General features: G+C 67.3%; 14 protein-coding genes. 3 read left to right on the plus strand and 11 right to left on the minus strand.

Translation table 11 applies throughout. From position 1 onward, the window contains the following. Positions 1-42 precede the first annotated feature (42 nt). The 5 genes from QZM15_RS10520 to QZM15_RS10540 form a co-directional block, all read right to left on the minus strand. The gene (locus QZM15_RS10520) at positions 43-2,316 is read right to left on the minus strand and encodes a TonB-dependent hemoglobin/transferrin/lactoferrin family receptor (protein WP_302106330.1); all 2,274 of its coding nucleotides are present in this window, start codon (positions 2,314-2,316) and stop codon (positions 43-45) included. Between the two features lie 245 nt (positions 2,317-2,561). Continuing rightward, positions 2,562-2,789 (minus strand): hypothetical protein, encoded by a 228-nt coding sequence (locus tag QZM15_RS10525; protein WP_124658231.1) that lies wholly within the window; start codon positions 2,787-2,789, stop codon positions 2,562-2,564. 187 nt (positions 2,790-2,976) lie between these two features. Continuing rightward, complete coding sequence (locus tag QZM15_RS10530) at positions 2,977-3,360, minus strand: DUF6232 family protein (RefSeq protein WP_059641486.1); 384 nt, start codon at positions 3,358-3,360, stop codon at positions 2,977-2,979. A 124-nt stretch (positions 3,361-3,484) separates the two neighbouring features. Continuing rightward, positions 3,485-3,745 carry a DUF2866 domain-containing protein gene (locus tag QZM15_RS10535; protein WP_011548992.1) on the minus strand — a complete coding sequence of 87 codons (261 nt, stop codon included), beginning with the start codon at positions 3,743-3,745 and terminating at the stop codon, positions 3,485-3,487. 206 nt (positions 3,746-3,951) lie between these two features. After that, positions 3,952-5,109 carry a porin gene (locus tag QZM15_RS10540; RefSeq protein ID WP_059581942.1) on the minus strand — a complete coding sequence of 386 codons (1,158 nt, stop codon included), beginning with the start codon at positions 5,107-5,109 and terminating at the stop codon, positions 3,952-3,954. A gap of 309 nt (positions 5,110-5,418) precedes the next feature. Between QZM15_RS10540 and QZM15_RS10545 the strand changes: the two genes are divergently transcribed. Further along, positions 5,419-6,225, plus strand: coding sequence for a MetQ/NlpA family ABC transporter substrate-binding protein (locus QZM15_RS10545; RefSeq protein WP_059581944.1), 807 nt, complete (start codon positions 5,419-5,421; stop codon positions 6,223-6,225). 161 nt (positions 6,226-6,386) lie between these two features. Here the strand turns inward: QZM15_RS10545 and QZM15_RS10550 are convergent, their stop codons facing one another. The 4 genes from QZM15_RS10550 to QZM15_RS10565 all read right to left on the minus strand — a co-directional run bounded on the left by QZM15_RS10550 (position 6,387) and on the right by QZM15_RS10565 (position 10,670). Then, positions 6,387-7,502, minus strand: a complete 1,116-nt coding sequence (locus tag QZM15_RS10550; protein WP_124860238.1) for a succinylglutamate desuccinylase/aspartoacylase family protein — start codon at positions 7,500-7,502, stop codon at positions 6,387-6,389. A gap of 223 nt (positions 7,503-7,725) precedes the next feature. Next, complete coding sequence (locus QZM15_RS10555) at positions 7,726-8,508, minus strand: ABC transporter substrate-binding protein (RefSeq protein WP_059641491.1); 783 nt, start codon at positions 8,506-8,508, stop codon at positions 7,726-7,728. A 226-nt stretch (positions 8,509-8,734) separates the two neighbouring features. Continuing rightward, positions 8,735-9,655, minus strand: coding sequence for a LysR family transcriptional regulator (locus QZM15_RS10560; protein WP_059581952.1), 921 nt, complete (start codon positions 9,653-9,655; stop codon positions 8,735-8,737). 67 nt (positions 9,656-9,722) lie between these two features. Further along, a complete protein-coding gene (locus QZM15_RS10565) occupies positions 9,723-10,670 on the minus strand; it encodes a GlxA family transcriptional regulator (RefSeq protein ID WP_302106331.1) in 948 nt (315 codons plus the stop codon). 107 nt (positions 10,671-10,777) lie between these two features. On the opposite strand from QZM15_RS10565, the gene QZM15_RS10570 reads away from it, so the two are divergent. Together QZM15_RS10570 and QZM15_RS10575 are read left to right on the plus strand one after the other, a co-directional pair. After that, positions 10,778-11,086 carry a DUF3817 domain-containing protein gene (locus QZM15_RS10570; RefSeq protein ID WP_302106332.1) on the plus strand — a complete coding sequence of 103 codons (309 nt, stop codon included), beginning with the start codon at positions 10,778-10,780 and terminating at the stop codon, positions 11,084-11,086. Next, entirely contained in the window at positions 11,083-11,484 is a 402-nt protein-coding gene (locus QZM15_RS10575; protein WP_060317277.1) for a CopD family protein, read from the plus strand. The genes QZM15_RS10570 and QZM15_RS10575 overlap by 4 nt, the downstream gene beginning before the upstream one ends. 175 nt (positions 11,485-11,659) lie before the next feature. Here QZM15_RS10575 and QZM15_RS10580 read toward each other — a convergent pair whose 3' ends face one another. Both QZM15_RS10580 and QZM15_RS10585 read right to left on the minus strand, forming a co-directional pair. Further along, a complete protein-coding gene (locus QZM15_RS10580) occupies positions 11,660-13,048 on the minus strand; it encodes an NCS2 family permease (protein ID WP_059641498.1) in 1,389 nt (462 codons plus the stop codon). Positions 13,049-13,498: 450 nt separating this feature from the next. Continuing rightward, positions 13,499-14,176 carry a TetR family transcriptional regulator gene (locus QZM15_RS10585; RefSeq protein ID WP_302106333.1) on the minus strand — a complete coding sequence of 226 codons (678 nt, stop codon included), beginning with the start codon at positions 14,174-14,176 and terminating at the stop codon, positions 13,499-13,501. Between the last annotated feature and the right edge of the window lie 2 nt (positions 14,177-14,178).

Below are 14,178 nucleotides of genomic sequence, written 5' to 3' on the forward strand. Positions count from 1 at the left end.
TCCTTCGAGTAACGGTTGGGGTGGGTGCGCGGGCAACGCGCATCAGAAATCCACTTTCATGCTGACGGCGACCGTGCGGCCGGGCGACGAATACGCGTCGAGCACTTGCGAATCGGCCGCGATGCCGCGCACGTCCGACCAGTTCCAGTACTTGCGGTCGAACAGGTTGCGGATGCCGATCGTCGCGCTCACGTGCTTGTTGAAGCGGTAGCCGCCGCGCAGGTCGACGACGAACGACGACGGCGGCGTGAAGCATGCCTTGTTCGAACAGTCGGATTTGTCGACGTCCTTGTCGCGTTTGGCGGCCTGGAACAGCAGGTCGGTCTGCACGAACCAGCGTTCGCCCGGTTCATACCGCACGCCGAACACGGCCGAGAACGGGTTCACGGTGTTCAGCGGCTGGCTGGCCGCGCCGTCGTTCTGCGTCGAGCCCTTCGTGAAGGCCATCGCCGTCTTCAGCGTGATGCCGTTAGGCATCGCCCATTCGGCGCGGCCTTCGAGGCCGTGGATGCGCGCATCGGCAAAGTTCACGTACTGGAACACGAACGGGTCGACCGGCCGGCCGCTGCCGGCGATCGTCGTGCGCGAGATGAAGTTGCGGTAGCGGCCGGTGAACGCGGCCGCGCTGTAGCGCACGACGCCGTAGCCGGTGCCGGCCTTGCCGCGCAGGCCGGCTTCGAACGTGTCGCTGGTCTCGGGCTTCAGGTTCGGATTGCCGATCGACGTGTAGCCGTACACGGGGTTCGAGAAACTGCTGTTCACCTGGTCGGGCGTGGGCGCGCGGAAGCCGTGCGCGTACTGCACGTACGGAATGACCGCGGGCGTGATCTCGTAAAGCACGGCGACGCGCGGCGACAGTTCGTTCGCGCTCGTCGACACGGCCTTGCCGGTGAACAGCGGATCGTTTTCGGTGGGGCTCAACCGGTACGTGTCGAAGCGCAGGCCCGGCGTGACGAGCAGGCGGCCGTAGCCGATCTGGTCCTGCACGAACGCGCCGAACAGCGTGTAGTCGGTGTCGGGAAACGCCTTGTTCGGGAACGCTTCGCCGACGCCCGGCACCGTGCCGTCGCGCAGGTTCGTCACGCGCGACAGGCTGCCGTCCACGCCGTAGAGCAGCTTGTGCGCGAGCGGGCCGGTCGCGAAGCCGCTTTCGGCGAACGCGGAGCCGCCGAACGTACGTTCCTTGTACTGGTTGTCGCGCGAACGCGAGGGCTGCCTGCCGCGCGTCTCGAACGCGTACTGGTCCTGCTTCGCGTCCTGGTAGTAGAACTGCACGTGCGCGGTCTGGAACCAGCGGAATGCATCGTCGCGGAAGTCGTAATCGACGCTGAAGCGATTGCGCTCGAGCCGGTCGTGCGTCGTCAGGCCGAGCGTGGCCGGCGCATTGATCGCCGACAGCACGTCGGTGCTCACGCGCCGCTGCACCGTTTCGGCGGTGAACTTGATCGTGTCGCGCGTGGTGGGCGTCAGCACGAGCTTGCCGAGCAGCGATTCCGAATACACGTCCTGCGGGTTCGACGTCGTGCGCAGCGTGCTCGCCGAGTTGTTGCCGCCGCGCGTGTCGACCTCGTGGCCGCGCCGGCCGTCGGCGATGATCATCCCCTGGATGCGGTCGTTGCCGCCCGCGGCCGACACGGTCGCGCCGATGCTGCGGTCGGTCGAGTCGTAGCTCGGCCGGAACGAGAAGTAGTAAGGCTTGTTGTAGACGGACAGCAGGTCGCGCGGGTCCTTCGTGATGAAATTCACCGCGCCGGTCAGGCCGTCGCTGCCGTAGAGCGCCGACGCCGGCCCGCGCAGGATCTCGATGCGCTTGAGCGTGTCGAGATCGGCGTAGTCGCCGCGGCCGGCTTCGAGCGGGCCGAACGAGAACGCGTTCGGCAGGCGGATGCCGTCTTCCATCAACAGCACGCGATTGCCTTCGAGGCCGCGGATGTTGATGCTCGAATCGCCGTCGCGGCCGCCGCCGAGCGCGGCGCTGCCGGGCCGGTACGCGGTGCGGCGCACCGTGATGCCGGGCTCGTAGCGCAGCGCGTCCTTGATGTTGGTGGCCTGCTGCTCTTCGAGATCCTCGTCGGTGATCACCGACACGGACGCCGCCGTGCGGCTCGCCGCGGTGGCGGTGCGGGTGGCCGTGACGGTGACGGGGTCGAGCAGCGCCGCATCGCCGCGCGCGGATGCGGCAGCGGCGGTCAGGACGGTAGAAGGCGGCGTGACGCCTTGCGGCGACGAATCGGCGTAAGCCGTGGCGGCGGACAGGCCGAACGCGCCGAACAGCGCGGCACGGATCGGCCGCCGCGCCAGCATGGAGCAATGCACAGGTGGTCTCCCATTGACGATAACAAGCCCGAAGGCTGGCTGGGTGACGCGTTCACCTGGCTGGCCCGTTTGCGCGCGGCATGCGGCAAACGGCGATTTGAAAGGCAACTGACAACCTTAACAGTGTAAATGAGAATGATTATCAATACAAGGACGCAAAGCGGCTCATGCGAGTGAGCGCTCGCCTGCGCGGCTCGGCCGAGCTCGGGTCGGAAATTTGGGAGAAACCGGGGCGCGAACGCGCTCTAAGCCAGCGCTTCGACGCGAATCAGCAGGTTGCGCGCGTGCGCGACGAACGCGTCGTGCGTTGCGCGATCGCCGTGGCTTTCGATACCGGCCTCTTCGGCGAACGCGATCTGGTCGGTGTAGAGCTCGACGAGCGTACGGCGTGCGTCAGGGGGAAGCGCACGGATCATCGACACGATCAGCAGTTCCTGCGCGCGAAGCATGCCGGACAGCGATTGAGCGTTCATGCTGGCCTCCTCGGACGATGCGGCGGCGAGCCGCTCTTTCCATACTAGGCGCTCGGCGGCGGAGGTGGAGGCGAGGTGCGTGCGTGGCGGCGGCCGGCACGCGATTCCGCGCGAACGCCGCGCGAGCCGACATTCGCCGCGTGCGTGCGGCCGGCGGAAACCGGCACGCAAGCGAATGCGAGGAAAATCAGCCGGCCGTGGTGGCGGACCGCGCATCGCGCACGACCTGCGCGACGCGTTCGACGAACTCGGCGTCGACGCTCGACAGCGCTTCGCGCTTGCCGTCGGGCATCTCGACCATCAGGCGGTAGGTGACGTCCTGCGTGGTCCAGGCGAGATAGCCGACGACGGCGAGCATCACGCCGACCACGAGCGCGGCGCTCGATGCGCCGATGCCGCCCGCGATGGCGATGGCCGCGCCGATCAGCGAGATCAGCGACGGCACGAGACGGTTCTTCGGAATCTTGACGACGTCGACGTGGCGGATGTCACGCAGTGCGAATACCTGCCCGGCGGCCGACAGGCCGTTGCGCGTGACCATGACGCCACGTTCGTTGAATGCGTTTTCCATCATGTGTTGCGTGGACGAAAACGCGCAGCGTAGCAGGTTTCGTTGCCGCGTCAAACGAGACCGACTGCCGCACGATGCCCGCGGCGCGGCCGACTGACGGGAGGCGCAGGGAACGGAAACGCGCTCAGAACTGTAGCCGGCCGTCGCCGTAAAGCCGGCCCGGCACGTGCGACGCGACGACCTCGGCGATTTCTTCGTCGGTCGATTCGGCCGGCACGATCTGGCGCCGCGCGGGCGCGTCGAGATGCATCGTCCATTCGACGAGGCGATACGGGCGGCCCCAGGGGCGCTGCATTTCAACCGAGACGCGGCAGCTCTGGACCGGCAGCGAGTGTTGGCACGTGAGAATCGCGTGCAGATGGCTGAAAACGGTATCTTCGATCATCATGGCCTCCGATCCTGTCTTGTGGGCAATCGATGGCGGCGCCGTCGGCGTTTAAAAAAAAAGCCGCCGATGCTCAGGCGGCCAACAGGGGGGGTGAGAGCATCGTCTCAGCCCAGAATTAAGCGAAACTTAAAAGCCCATAAAAAAGCGCCCCGCGTGGAGCGGGGCGCTTCTTGCCGTCGTGATCCGCGAGTTAAGCGGTTGCTTTAGAACTTGTGACGGATACCGACGCGAGCGGCCAGCTGGTTCGACGAACCCGTGCCCGACGTGTTGAAGTAGCTCGTGCTCGAACCGATCTGCGCCTGCACGTTGTTGCCCGACGCCTTCTGGTAGATCACCAGGCCATACACGTCCGTGCGCTTGCTCAGCGCGTAGTCGAGGCCCACGTTGCCCTGGTTCCAGTGCGCCGAGCTGCCGCTTTGCGTCGCGTTCGTGTACGTGTAGCCCGCTGCCGCCGACAGCGCCGGCGTGAACGCATACTTCACGCCTGCTTCGTATGCGTTGTAGAACGTGCCCGATGCGCCGGCCGCGATCGGGGTGAACTGCGTGCGCGTCCAGAGCAGCCATGCCGTTGCCGGGCCGAAGACGTAGCGGCCGCCGACGCCGTACGTGCGCAGGTCGCGGATGTTCGTCAGCGCGATGTTCGCGATCGACGTCGAGAAGGCCGGCGTCGACTGGCTCGGGAAGCGGATGTCCGTGTATGCCGCGCCGAGAGCGAACGGGCCGTTCGCGTAGTTCAGGCCGAAGCTGTATGCGCGCGACGAGCCGGGCGTCGTCGTGGTGCCCGTCGTCGTCGACGGTGCGCCGGCGAAGTCGGTCGAGTTCGAGAAGCCGTACAACGCGCCGAACGTGAAGCCGGCGTAGTTCGCGCTCTGGAACTTCACCGCGTTGTTGATGCGGCTCGACGTGAGCTGGTCGATGTCGTTCACGTGGTACGCGTAGTTGCCCGCGACCGTGTTGCCGCCCGTCGAGTAGTTCGAGCCGAGGATGTCGGTCGAGAACGAGTACTGGCGGCCGAACGTGACCGTGCCGTATTGCGCCTGGCTCAGGCCGACGTACGCTTGACGGCCGAAGATCGCGCCGCCCTGGCCGATCGTGCCGTTGCCGCTGTTGAAGCCGTTTTCGAGCACGAAAATCGCCTTCAGGCCGCCACCGAGGTCCTCGGTGCCGCGCAGGCCCCAACGGCTGCCCTGGGCCACGCCGTCGTCGTACTTGAACAGCTTGCCGCTGCCGGTAGCGGTCTTGCTGTGGTTCACGTAGCTGATACCGGCATCGATGACGCCGTACAGGGTCACGCTGCTTTGTGCGTGCGCCGTGCCGGCCGTTGCTGCGAGGGCGGCGATGGTCAACAGTTTCTTGTTCAAAGGATTCTCCGAGCGAATGAATGGCGTGTCCAGTTGCGGTTCCGGCGCTCTCTGCGGGCGCTCTCACGGACCGGCGCAACTTTATCGGCGGGCCACGTAATGAATATGACAGCGACTGTCATATGACGAATGTGTGGTGCCGATGCGACACGGAATTCTGCCCGGGTTGCCTGGCGCGGGTTATACCGATTTCGGCTGAGATTCGATCCCGATCCGGAATATGCACATGAAATAAGCTTGGTTTGCGGCGTTCGCGCCCCGTGCCACGATCCGTCCTCCAACACACGACACGGGACAAAGAGGACACCCATGCGACGTTCGATCCTGACCGGCCTCGGCGCACTCGCCGCCGCGCTGGCATTCGCCGCGCCCGGCGCGCACGCCGACCCGCAAACGCTGAAGATCGGCACGATGAGCGGCCCCGACGCGCAAATCTGGACCGAGGTGACGAAGGTCGCCGCGCGCGAAGGCCTTGCGATCAAGGTGATCGAATTCAACGACTACGTGCAGCCGAACGCGGCGCTCGATGCCGGCGATCTCGATGCGAACGGCTTCCAGCACCAGCCGTTCCTCGACAGCCAGATCAAGCAGCGCGGCTACAAGATCGTCAACGTCGGGCTGACCTACACCGCGCCGATGGGCTTCTATTCGAAGAAGCTCAAGTCGCTGAAGGATCTGCCGGTCGGCGCGAAGGTCGGAATCCAGAACGATCCGTCGAACGGCAACCGCGCGCTGTTGCTGTTGCAGAAGTACGGCGTGATCAAGCTGAAGGCCGGCGCCGGCACGAACGGCGTGAACGCGACGCCGCTCGACGTCGCGGAGAATCCGAAGAAGATCAGGATCGTCGAACTCGACGCCGCGCAACTGCCGCGCGCGCTGCCCGATCTCGACGCCGCGTCGATCAACACCGACTACGCGGTGAAGGCGGGGCTCACGCCGGTGAAGGACGCGATCGCGATCGAGGATCTGCGCGGGCCGTACGCGAACCTGATCGCGGTGCGCGCGCAGGACAAGGACAAGCCGTGGGTGAAGAAGCTCGTCGCGGCCTATGAATCGAACGACGTGCGCAAGTTCATCGACCAGAAGTTCGGCGGCGCGATCGTGCCGGCGTTCTGAGCGGCCTTCGCGTATGGCGGCCGGCGGCGCGGTATCGGCCGCCGACGCGCGCTCCGGAAAGCCAATCGCCCGCGCAAGCGGGCGATTTCATTGGTGGATGCGGATGGTGCGCATGCGCGCCGCGGCCCTGCCCGGCCCGGCGGGCGGGCCGGACACTCGGCTCAGGCCGACAGCAGCGAGCCGGTGCGGATCGCGGTCGCGCCGGCGATGCGCGCGACTTCCATGCCGGCCGTCGCGAAGCGCACGACCTGGCGCGCGTACAGCACGCCCGACACGCTGCTCTTCAGCGTGACGACGCGATCGGTCAGCGGATCGACGATGTCGGCCACGGCCTGGCCGGCCTCGATCATCACGCCGACCGGCGTACGGAACACGATCACGCCCGAAACGGGCGCGACGAGCGGGTCGGTGCCCGCGAGCGGCGTGGCCGGATGCGCGAGCGGCGGCAGCGGTGCCGGCGTGCCTTCGACGACGCCGCGCTCGGTCAGGTATTCGACGATCGCCTGGGCATCCTTTTCGGCGAACTCGTACGACACGTCGCGTTCGCTGCGCAGTTCCACCGTGACGGAAATCGCGCCGTTCGGGATCGGGAAGCGGTCGCCGAAGCGGTTGCGCAGATCCGACCAGCAGAAGCTGTGGATTTCGTCGAACGGGTTGCCGACCGAATTCAGCGCGAGCAGCGACGCCTTGGCATCGAGATAGCGCGCCAGCGGCTCGACGTCCGGCCAGAGATCGGGATTCGTGTAGAGGTGCATCACCGCATCGCTGTCGCAGTGCAGGTCGAGCACGATATCGGCGTCGAACGACAGCTTCTGCAGCGCGAGGCGCTGCGAGTCGAGTTCGGTGCGCGGCTTCTGCTCGTCGAGCGCTTCGCGCATCGCGGTGCGCACGACGGCGAGATTGCGCTGCGCGTCGCTCGTGAGGCGGTCTTCCACGCGCGGCAGCACGAGCGCCGCGAGATCGTAGAAATTGCGGTTGAAGTTCTGCATCGAGCCGAGCTCGAAGCGGCCGAGATGATCGCCGAACACGTGTTGCGACAGGCCGATCGGATTGGGCACGGGCACGATGACGATTTCGCCGCGCAGCTTGCCGGCCGTCTCGAGCGCGGCGATCTTGCGGCGCAGCAGCGTGGCGACCAGCATGCCGGGCAACTCGTCCGCGTGCAGCGACGACTGGATGTAGACCTTCTTGCCGCCGCGCGGGCCGTAGTGGAAGCTGGTGATCTGGCGTTCGGTGCCGACGGCGGGGGAAATCAGCGGATGGGTCTGCGTTTGCATGATGAGGGGAGTGCGGCGCAGCCGCGAATGATCCGTGTGCGTGGAAGATCGATTGTACGTTGCCTTCCTCGCCCCCACCAAACCGGCGCCGGAACATCCGGTTTCCCGTTGAGAATCATCGGGTTGGCGCGGAAAAAATAACGTCGTCCGCGCCGGGCGCAAAAAAACGGGCTCCTCGCGGAGCCCGTCGGTGTCGCGCCGAATCGCGCGTCGGTCGGCCGGATTACTTGCCGTAGACGTCGAAATCGAAGTACTTCTTCGCGATCTTGTCGTACGTGCCGTCCTTGCGCATGCCGGCGATCGCGCCGTCGATCTTCGCCTTCAGGTCGGTGTCTTCCTTGCGCAGGCCGATGCCGGCGCCGTTGCCGAGCGTCTTCGGATCGTCGAGATCCTTGCCGGCGAAGTCGAAGTTCGCGCCGCGCGGCGTCTTCAGGAAGCCGATCTCGGCTTGCACCGCGTCCTGCAGCGCGCCGTCGAGACGGCCGGAGATCAGGTCGGCGTAGACCTGGTCCTGGTTCTGGTAAGGCACGACGTTCACGCCCTTCGACGCCCAGTACGTCTTCGCATAGGTTTCCTGGATCGTGCCCTGCTCGACGCCGACCGACTTGCCCTTCAGCGATTCGGCCGTCGGCTGCAGGTTCGCGCCCTTCTTCGTGACGAGGCGCGTCGGCGTGTTGAACAGCTTCGCCGAGAACGCGATCTGTTCGGCGCGCGCCGGCGTCATCGACATCGACGACAGCACGCCGTCGAACTTGCGGGCCTTCAGCGCCGGGATCATCCCGTCGAAGTCGTTCTCGATCCACACGCACTTCGCGTTGATGCGGCGGCAGATCTCGTTGCCGAGATCCACGTCGAAGCCGACCACCTTGCCGTCGGCGCCTTTCGATTCGAAGGGCGGGTAGCTTGCGTCGACGCCGAACCGCACGGTCGACCAGTCCTTCGCGTACGCGCTGCCGGCCGATACGGCGAGCAGGGCCACGGTCACAGCCGCAAGAATCTTTTTCACTCGGTGACTCCTCGTTTTGTTCGATGGGTGCGCGGTTGTGCCGCGCCGTAAGCCTTCGGCCCGCCGCGGCTTCGCGTCGGACAGTCCGTTTCGCCCGCCCGATGGGGGCGCGCGACGTGCGCAAGATTATCAAGACAAAATACCGGCGGGGCGCCTAGGACAAGCCCCGATACCGGGCCCGGCGGCGGCGCGTCGGACGCACCGCCGTTTCACACACAGGAACGATTCAGCCGAGCGTTTCGTTGACCGCGCGCTGCAGGCACGTGACGAAGTGCGACACGGCGGGCGTGGGCAGCAGGTCGCGCCGCGCGATGATCGACAGGTCGAAGCGCGGCATGCTTTCGTCGAGTTCGGCCGTGCGGATGCCGAGCGGCGCGACCATCGCGGCGAGCGGGCGCGTGAAGCAGCCGATCACGTCCGAGCGCGCGACGAGCCCGAGCGTCACCGCGAACGACATCGGCGAGCGCAACAGCCGTTTCGGCAGCGGCAGCCCGTGCGCCTCGAACATCCCGACCATCACGCTGTGCGGGAACTGCTCGGCGCCGACGGTGACGATCCACTCCGCGTCGAGCAATTCCTCTAACCGGCGCGCCTGCGCGAGCGGGTGGCCGTCGCGCATCACGATCGTGAATTCGGTCGACAGCAGCGGCAGTTGCGTGAAATCGCGGTCGAGCGCGGGCACATGGTGCATTGCAGCGATGTCGAGCGTGCCGTTGCGCAACTGCGCGAGCGCATCGGGCACCGTCACTTCCTCCAGATGCAGGCTGACGTTCGGCATCGACTCGCGGAACGCCGTCACCGCGTGCGGCAACGCCGTCAGCGCGATCGACGGCATCGTGCCGACCGCGACGCGGCCCGACATCTCGCCTTTTACCTGCTCGACGGCCTCGACCGTGCGGCGGACGTCGCCGAGCAACTGCTCGGCGCGCGGCAGCAGCGCCTCGCCGCACGCGGTCAGTTCGACGCCGCGCACGCTGCGCGCGAGCAACTCCGCGTTGAGCGCCGTTTCGAGCTCGCGGATCGTGTGCGTGATCGCCGGCTGCGTGACGCCGAGCTCGCGCGCGGCGGCGCGCAGGCTCTTCAGGTGCGCGGCGGAGACGAACGCCTGGAGCTGCGCGATGTTCAGAGGATTGCGGATGCGGGTCATCGGTCGGGTCCGGTTGGCGCGAAAAGGGGGCGGCGGGTTCGGATTCAGGCGGCGATCCGGATGCACGTCACGCGTCGGCGCGTGCGCGGAACGCCTGCCGATAGCGCTGCGGCGACGTGCCGACGATGCGTGAGAAGCGCTCGCGAAACGCGGTGACCGAACCGAACCCGGCTTCCGTCGCCACATGTTCGATCGACAGTTCGGTCATCTCCAGCAACTGCTGTGCATGCCTGACGCGCGCGGTCTGCAGCCATTGCCCGGGCGACGTGCCCGTCTGCTCCTGGAAGCGCCGCGTCAGCGTGCGCACGCTGGTCGACGCCTTGCGCGCGATCGCGTCGAGCGTCAGCGGCTGGCGCAGGTTCGCGTGCAGCCAGTCCATCAGGTCGTGCAGCCCGTCGCCGCCGGCCGGCCATTCGGGCGCGATGAACTGCGCCTGCCCGCCTTCGCGCACGCGCGGCGCCACCGCGCTGCGGGCCGCGTCGACGGCGACGGCCGCGCCATAGTCGGCCTGGATCATGTGCAGGCACAGATCGAGACCGGCCGCCGCGCCGGCCGAGGTCAGGATCCGGCCGTTGTCGACGAACAGCACGTTCGCATCGACGTCGACGTTCGGGTAGCGGCGCGCGAGTTCGGCGGCCGCGAGCCAGTGCGTCGTCGCGCGCAGGCCGTCGAGCAGCCCGGCCTCCGCGAGCACGAACGCGCCGCTGCAGATCGACGCGATCCGGCGCCCGCGCGCGGCCGCCGCGCGCAGCGCATCGAGCACGCGGCGCGACGTGGGCGCGAGCGGGACCGACGTGCCGGGGACCATGATCGTGTCGGCGTCGGCCAGCGCATCGAGGCGAAACGGCGGGCGCAGCTCGAACAGGTCGCCGCTGACGCGCGGCTGCTCGCTGCATACGCGTACACGGTACGCCTGCGCGGCGTTCGGCGCCCGCACGCGCGCGAACGTGTCGCAGGCGACGCCGAGATCGAACGGGACGACATCGGGCAAGGCAAGAACGGCGACCGTATGCATGGCGTTCGCGGCCGTGGCCAGAATCCGTTGAAAGATGTCATTCTAGCCAATGGCTCGAACCGGCACCACACGCGACAATCGCGACGGACCCACCTGGAGCCCTGCCGATGAAACAAGACGATCGCAACGCGTTGCGGAACCTGCAATACCTGTCGCTGCTGGAGGCGACCACGCTCGTCGTGCTGGTGTGCGTGGCTGTGCCGCTCAAGCATCTGGCCGGCTATCCGGTTGCGGTATCGATCATGGGCCCGGTTCACGGCATCGCGTTCGCGATGTACGTGTGGGCGGTGGTCGGCACCGCGTCGAGCGGGTTGTGGAGCAAGGGCGAGGTCGCGCGGCTCGTGCTGTCGGCCGTGGTGCCGTTCGCGGGTCTGGCGAGCGCCGGCTGGATCGCGCGCAGGCGGCACGCGCGATGATTTACCTGGTGCTGAAGGCCGTGCATCTGGTCGCCGTCGTCACGTTCGTCGGCGGGCTGCTGCTGTCGTCCGTCGCGGTCCGTATCGCGAACCTCGCCGTGCATCGCGCGGTGCGGCGCTGGGATCGCACGGTGACGGCGCCCGCGCTCGCGATCGTCTGGATCGCCGGCATCGCGCTCGCGTTGAGCGGTCACTGGTTCGGCGCCGCGTGGCTGTCGGCGAAGCTCGCGCTCGTCGGCGCGCTGTCGGTGCTGCACGGAATCCTGGCCGGCACGCTGCGGCGCATGGAGCGCGACGATCTCGTCGTCGTGCCGGCGCCGTGGCTCGGGCGGACGGCGGGCGCGGTGATCGTCGCGATGGCGCTCGTCGTCGGGCTGGCCGTGATCAAGCCGTTCTGACGGGGCGGGGGGCGCGCCGTTTTCGGGAAGCGCGTCATGCCGCGCCGCACCGGCAAAAAAAAGCCTGGAAACTCGCGTTCCCAGGCCGGCAGACCATCGACGACGATGGTGGAGGAGGCGATCTCGTCCCGATGCGCGCCGCCTTCGTGCCGGCGACGTCGCGCATGGCGTGTGCTCAGATGGCCCAGCCGCCGAGATAGAACGTGACGAGCACGGCCGCGATCAGCACGGTGCCGACGTTGAGCTTGCGGAATTCGCCGCTGGCGAGGCGGCCGATCACGAGCGTCGAGAAGCCGAGCATGATGCCCGTCACGATGTTCGCGGTCAGCACGATGAACACCGCGCACACGAGGCCCGACATCGCGTCGACCATGTCGTCCATGTGCAGCTTGCTCACGCTGCCGAGCATCAGCAGGCCGACGTACATCAGCGCGGGCGCCGTCGCATACGACGGCACGAGGCCCGCGAGCGGCGAGAAGAACATCACGACGAGGAACAGCAGGCCGACCACGGCGGCCGCGAGCCCCGTCTTCGCGCCGGCGGCCACGCCGACGCTCGACTCGATGTAGGCGGCCGCCGGCGCGCCGCCGAGGAAGCCGGAGAAGATCGAGCTGACCGAATCGGCGGTCAGCGCACGGCCGCCGTTGATGATGCGGCCGTTCTCGTCGAGCTGGCCGGCCTGGCCCGCGACCGCGCGGATCGTGCCGGTCGCGTCGAACACCGCGGTCATCACCAGCGCGAGCACGCTCGGCAGCACGGCCATCGACAGCGCGCCCTTGATGTCCATCGCGCCGATCAGCGATGCGTGGCCCGGTGCGCTCAGCGACGGCAGCGCGAAGATGCCGCGGTACTTCACGCCCGGATCGAAGATCAGGCCGAACACCGAGATCGCGATCACGACGAGCAGGATGCCGCCCGGCACGCGGCGCTTTTCGAGGCCGAAGATCGCGGCGAGTCCGATGACCGACATGATGACCGGGAACGCGGTGATCTGGCCGAGCGAGACCGGCAGGCCGGCGCCCGGGTTCTTGATCACGAGGCCGACGTCGTTCGACGCGATCAGCAGCAGGAACAGGCCGATGCCGATGCCCGTGCCGTGCGCGACGCCCGCGGGCAGGTTGCGCAGGATCCACGAACGCACGCCGGTGATCGAGATGCCGGTGAACACGAGGCCCATCAGAAACACGGCGCCGAGCGCGACCGTCGGAGGCAGCCCCTTGCCGAGCACGAGGCCGAACGCGGTGAACGCGGTCAGCGAGATCGCGCAGCCGATCGCGATCGGCAGCTTCGCCCACAGGCCCATCAGCAGCGAGCCGAACGCGGTGGTGACGCACACGGCGACGAATACGGCGCTCGTGTCGAAACCGGCCTTGCCGAACATGCCGGGCACGACGAACACGGAATAGACCATCGCGAGGAACGTGGTCACGCCGGCAATGATCTCGCGGCGCTGCGTGCTGCCGCGCGACGAAATGCCGAAATAGCGGTCGATGACTCCCTGGGCGCCGAAGTCAGTTTCTTCCGCGCCGACGCCGACCGTCGGCTGCACCGGGGTATCACTCATGAGCTTGCTCCTTTATCAGCATGCTGAAACGGCCCGTTGCGAACCGTCGTCAGGGTGTCTCGTATCTGGTTGGGATTGTTCGGCAACGTCGTGGGGACGAACGACGCGCGATGCGTGTCGTTACGCTCGAATCGAAACGATCGCGAGGGTGTCGCGTCGGACGACGCGTGCCGTGGTCGACCCCGTCGCGTGTGCCTTGCCGTAGCGAAGGTTAGGCGAGCCGCCCATCACGTCCCATCGGGGGACGAGCATGCAGCGCATGTCGCAGCGCTTATATCGGCGTGCGACGGGGCTCCGCCGCGCCGACACGCGTGTATACGCCTAGTTCGAATCCGTTAAGGCGACTATTTGAATGCGGGGGCGGCGGGCGGGGCGTTGGGTATTACGAATGACTTTCAGGGCGGCCCGGAAGGCCAGCGCGCATGCGCTGCTTCCGTACCGAAGCGGGCCTCAGCTGCGCGCGAGATGGGCGAGATACGCGCAGAACATGTCGGCCATCGCGTCCGAGTACGCGTCGATTTCCGCCGAGGTGCGCGCGGTTTCGGAGAACGCCTTGCCGCCCGTCGTGAGCGTCGTCAGGATCAGTTCGCACGCGAGCGCATGCGTGGCGTCGGGCACGTCGGGCAGCGCTTCGCGCATGAACGCGCTGAACGCCCGGTTGCCCTCGGCCTTCACTGCCTGCGCCTCGGGGGCGTCGCGATAGAGCGGGGCGGCGTCGTCGAGAGCGATCCGCATCGGCGCCTCGTCGCATTCCGAACGGATGAACGCGTGGACGGCGGCGCGCACGCGCTCGGGCGGCGTCTTCCGAGTGTCCTGCAGGATCCCGCACAGCATGTCGTGCGTTTGCCGCCACTCGTCGTGCTGGAGCCGGAACAGCACGGACGCCTTGTTCGGGAAGTACTGGTACAGCGAGCCGACGCTCACGCCGGCCCGCTCCGCGACGCGCGCCATCGTGAAGCGCTGCGCGCCCTCGCTCGCCAAAACCTGAATAGCCGCCTGCAGGACGTCCTCGACGAGACGGGTCGAGCGCGCCTGCCGAGGCTGCTTGCGCGTGGCGATCGGGGCGTTTCGGCGGTCGGTCATGAGCGGTTTGCCAATGCGAATAGTAAAACCTGAATGGTTCGTCATAT

The organism is Burkholderia sp. AU44665, assembly GCF_030504405.1.
Classification (GTDB): domain Bacteria; phylum Pseudomonadota; class Gammaproteobacteria; order Burkholderiales; family Burkholderiaceae; genus Burkholderia; species Burkholderia semiarida.

Bases quoted from the DNA above. Each gene is read 5' to 3' on its own strand.
- QZM15_RS10560 (WP_059581952.1), bottom strand. From the start codon at position 9,655: ATGACCCGCATCCGCAATCCTCTGAACATCGCGCAGCTCCAGGCGTTC.
- QZM15_RS10530 (WP_059641486.1), bottom strand. From the start codon at position 3,360: ATGGAAAACGCATTCAACGAACGTGGCGTCATGGTCACGCGCAACGGC.
- QZM15_RS10585 (WP_302106333.1), bottom strand. From the start codon at position 14,176: ATGACGAACCATTCAGGTTTTACTATTCGCATTGGCAAACCGCTCATG.
- QZM15_RS10525 (WP_124658231.1), bottom strand. From the start codon at position 2,789: ATGAACGCTCAATCGCTGTCCGGCATGCTTCGCGCGCAGGAACTGCTG.
- QZM15_RS10545 (WP_059581944.1), top strand. From the start codon at position 5,419: ATGCGACGTTCGATCCTGACCGGCCTCGGCGCACTCGCCGCCGCGCTG.
- QZM15_RS10580 (WP_059641498.1), bottom strand. From the start codon at position 13,048: ATGAGTGATACCCCGGTGCAGCCGACGGTCGGCGTCGGCGCGGAAGAA.
- QZM15_RS10550 (WP_124860238.1), bottom strand. From the start codon at position 7,502: ATGCAAACGCAGACCCATCCGCTGATTTCCCCCGCCGTCGGCACCGAA.
- QZM15_RS10575 (WP_060317277.1), top strand. From the start codon at position 11,083: ATGATTTACCTGGTGCTGAAGGCCGTGCATCTGGTCGCCGTCGTCACG.
- QZM15_RS10565 (WP_302106331.1), bottom strand. From the start codon at position 10,670: ATGCATACGGTCGCCGTTCTTGCCTTGCCCGATGTCGTCCCGTTCGAT.
- QZM15_RS10535 (WP_011548992.1), bottom strand. From the start codon at position 3,745: ATGATCGAAGATACCGTTTTCAGCCATCTGCACGCGATTCTCACGTGC.
- QZM15_RS10570 (WP_302106332.1), top strand. From the start codon at position 10,778: ATGAAACAAGACGATCGCAACGCGTTGCGGAACCTGCAATACCTGTCG.